Origin of the sequence: Streptomyces sp. UH6 (genome assembly GCF_013421635.1) — a bacterium.
Classification (GTDB): Bacteria; Actinomycetota; Actinomycetes; order Streptomycetales; family Streptomycetaceae; genus Streptomyces; species Streptomyces abyssomicinicus.
The window spans coordinates 1-1,309 of the sequence record NZ_JACADT010001284.1 but is presented as its reverse complement, the minus strand read 5'-3'; the positions used below and the strand labels follow the sequence as shown (position 1 = coordinate 1,309).

1 protein-coding gene is annotated in these 1,309 nt (G+C 74.6%); it reads right to left on the bottom strand.

All coding sequences use genetic code 11. The features are described 5' to 3' along the window. Positions 1–942 (bottom strand): APC family permease (locus tag HW445_RS31305; protein ID WP_180224155.1); only part of this gene is annotated, 942 nt, incomplete at its 3' end. Positions 943–1,309: the final 367 nt, after the last annotated feature.

The following is a 1,309-nucleotide window of genomic DNA, read 5'->3' as shown; positions in this document are numbered from 1 at the left end:
CCCGTAGGCGAGGCGGGAGGACATGATCCCGGTGAGCAGCGCCCCGTTGGCCACCGCCACCAGCGCGATCGCGCCGAACAGCCACCCCGGCACGCCCCCCGCCGCCCGCACGACCTCCAGCAGCGGCCCGCTGGACCCCGCCAGCCGCTCCGTGGGCACCGACGCCGACGCGACGACGCCGACCAGCAGGTACACCACCCCCGCCGTGGCCAGCGCGCCGAACAGCGCCCGCGGGTAGGACCTGCGCGGGTCGCGGGTCTCCTCCGCCACGTTCACCGACGTCTCGAAGCCGACGAACGAGTAGAACGCCAGCACCGCGCCGCTCAGCAGCGCAGCCGCGGCCCCCTGCTCGGGGGTCCCCAGCCGGCCGAGCCGGGACAGGTCGCCGTCGCCCCGCAGCAGCAGCCAGGCGCCGAGCGCCACGACCAGCAGCAGCCCGCCCACCTCGATCACCGTGGCGACCACGTTGGCCCGGGTGGACTCCTGGATGCCCCGGGCGTTCACCAGCGCCAGCACCAGCAGGAACACCACGGCGACCAGCGCCACCGGCAGCGTCACGAACTCGGCGAGGTAGTCGCCGCCGAAGCCGCGCGCCAGCGCGCCCACCGAGACGATCCCCGCGGCCAGCATGCAGAACCCGGTGACGAACCCGGCGAACGGCCCGTACGCCCGGGTGGCGTAGTGCGAGGCGCCCCCGGCGCGCGGGTACTTGGTGGCCAGCTCCGCGTAGGACGCCGCGGTCAGCAGCGCCAGGCCCAGCGCCAGCAGCAGCGGCGCCCACACGGCGCCGCCCGCGTCCGCGGCGATCTCGCCGACCAGCACGTAGACGCCCGCGCCGAGGGTGTCGCCGAGGATGAAGAAGTAGAGCAACGGAGTGGTCAGGGCCCGCTTCAGCGGGGTGTCCGTGGACGCGGTGGGCCGGGGCGGCGAAGCGGTCGACATGCCCGTCCGTGTCCCCCGAACCGCCCCGCGCACGCCTGGCGGAGGCCCCGGTGCGTCCCGATGGGCGGACGGCGGCGGCGTGATTTCGGCCATGCGTGGTAACCGTGGTGCAGGGCCCACCGTGCCGGAACGTCCGGTTCGCGGTGGCTCCGCACGGTCGCCGGGCACGCACCCGAAAACCGCGGAGTCTACCCACGCGAGGTGTCCCACAACCGTCGGGCGGCCGTATTTTCGTCCCCCGGCGGGCTGATTTTTCGCCGATCGCCGGGCGGAGAACCACCCCCCAGCCCTACCCTGCAGAGGGTGAACCAGTTGAAGTCCAGAGAGTCCGAGGCCGACCCGGCGGACACCGCCGAGGAGGCCGCCG